Consider the following 2,357-nt stretch of genomic DNA (forward strand, 5'->3'; position numbering starts at 1 on the left):
CGGAACGCTCCTTTTTGCCCTGTGGGGCTGGGGAGTAGGAATTGCAAAACAGTTCTTTGGATTTAATCCTGTAATCGTGTCCGGCTTATGGGTGTTCTTTGAGCTGGCATTAATCAAACTCGGTTACACCAGCGGATTACTTACTCATTCTACACCTACGACTCCCTTTATTTTGAGACTGGTAACCCTGTTTGGTTTCGGGATCATCTCTTTTATAGTAGTTCTTCTAAACTCTCTTTTAATTAAAGCCATTGAATATGTGGCAAAAGCCTTTAAAGCTCAGACCTCAGAGTTTTCAATTTCAGAGCTATCATGGGATTTTGTAAAGAAATGCCATCTTTTCTCTCAAAGATTTTTTCTCATTCCACAACTGCGGGGACCACCTATACCTTCCTTTTGATCTTTTTAGATAGCGATTTTTTACAAATTAACTATATGTCAATTCGCAGGTGGAGGAAATTATGTTTCGAAAAATGTCTGTGATTTTGATACTGATTACTTTTCTGGCCGTGACAGAGGGAAATATAATGGCAGCAGTGACTTTTAATATCACAATTGCCACTAAGCACGATCTGGGAAGCAATCAATGCAGGTATATTGTGGCAGGTGTGGTGGATACAGTAACTGTACATAAGAATTACAATATAGTGCTCCGGAATAAGGATTCCTTTGACGTTACACTTGACACACTTAAGATTACCCGAACAAATGGTGCTACACAATGGGATACAACTTGGACAGGGATCGCAGGTGCCGTTAAGGTACAGGCCACCTTAACAGATGTCACAGGCTTCACTCGTGCCGTGGCTGACTCCGTATATACTACAAGTCTTCTATATTTCGAACCAGGTCTCACTCAATGGGGTTTGATCATTCTGATTGCTTTGATTATTGTGGCCGGTGTCTATCTCTGGTTGAGGAGAAAACCTGTAACAGCCTAAATACAGGGTGAGGATAGCAAAACATAAACCCCCTTTAGTATCAGTCTAAAGGGGGTTTATAATGATTATGAGAAAATTCACAGCGGAGTAAACGGATTAAGCAGATTATGGTAACAGATTTATCAGCCTCAAGGTCAAATTCGAGTTAATCAAATTAATCTGCTGGGAGGACTTTTTTTCAGAAAAATGGAAGGGTGAAGTCTCAAGACCTTGACGGCCTTCCGCTACATAATTGGTAAAATAGACATTCTTGTCTATTTTTTTCGCTGTCAGAGAGCAAAGCCTGTCCTACGGAGGCGTAGCCACGTAGCCACAGGAATGTCTGACCTACCGGTACATTGGAGAAGATTTTTATGTAGCGGAAACCTTTCCTATGGATCCGTTTCTCGGACAGGTTTCCATAAAAAAACTTGACAAACTAAATTTCCTTACCTACCCTTACACCATATGAAAAAAAAGCCAAAAGGACCAATCACTGATAATAGAAAAGAATCCATTCCCAAAGAAGAAAAAAGAAGCAAAGCTTCCAAAGCAATTTTACGATTTGTCCTTTTATTTATAGGATTGCTGATTCTCTTAATCATTTTATTCTCCTTAACCGCAGATAAATTCTTATCCTCACCCATTGAAAAAATAGAAATAGCTACTGCTCATTCAGTCGGTCTGGTTTTAAATCTTTTTGGAATGGGAGCACGGGTAAGCCAGAAGTTTTTAAGTCTAAAAAACTTCTCCGTCGAAATTATAGCCGAGTGCACCGGACTCTATGAGATATTTATTTTCTTAGCGGCAATGTTGGCTTATCCAGCCAGTTTTAAAAAGAAACTCTGGGGTGTTTTCTTAGGTATCCCGTTCATATTTTTAGTCAACATCTTAAGGATGGTTGTTATAACAGTCGTCTCCAATTACCGACCATCAGCCTTTGAATTTATGCATCTTTATTTTTGGCAGGTGGCTTTAATTCTGATCCTCCTCAGTGCCTGGATCTTATGGATAGAGAAAATAGTTAAGTCTGAAAGATTTTAGATGTAGAGATGCATTCGCCTGAGTGTAGTTTTTCACTATTTCGGTAACGGTTTATTATAAAAAATGCTCTAAGGAAGAAATTGGAAATAAGGTGGAGAACAATGAAATCGCAATCATATTTAAGAAGGTGTTGTTATTTAAACAGATATCGCGTAGGGGTGGAGCTTGCCTCCACCCATCACCTTCGGGCGGAGATGAACTCCGCCCCTACGCGGGTTTAAACCTGTTACCAAAATTGTGAAGTAGAACACAGAGGCGGGTGCGTCTCTACACTGGAGAATCTAAAAGGAACTGTAGAAAAAGTGCAGAAGGCTGTCATTGCGAGCCCAGATGGGCTTCGTCGTCCATAGGACTCCTCGCAATGACTTCAAAAGGGCTTTTCATCACGCCCTA

The 2,357-nt window shown here is 40.3% G+C and carries 3 protein-coding genes; all 3 read left to right on the forward strand.

What is annotated here, in order from left to right; translation table 11 throughout:
- Positions 1-400: hypothetical protein (locus MUP17_00905; protein ID MCJ7457534.1), on the forward strand; the 400-nt coding region annotated here is incomplete at its 5' end.
- 61 nt (positions 401-461) lie between these two features.
- The gene (locus MUP17_00910; protein ID MCJ7457535.1) at positions 462-941 is read left to right on the forward strand and encodes a hypothetical protein; all 480 of its coding nucleotides are present in this window, start codon (positions 462-464) and stop codon (positions 939-941) included.
- Between the two features lie 447 nt (positions 942-1,388).
- Complete coding sequence (gene xrtH, locus MUP17_00915) at positions 1,389-1,964, forward strand: exosortase H (protein ID MCJ7457536.1); 576 nt, start codon at positions 1,389-1,391, stop codon at positions 1,962-1,964.
- Positions 1,965-2,357 lie beyond the last annotated feature (393 nt).

This window comes from Candidatus Zixiibacteriota bacterium, from assembly GCA_022865345.1.
In the GTDB taxonomy this organism is placed as follows: domain Bacteria; phylum Zixibacteria; class MSB-5A5; order MSB-5A5; family RBG-16-43-9; genus RBG-16-43-9.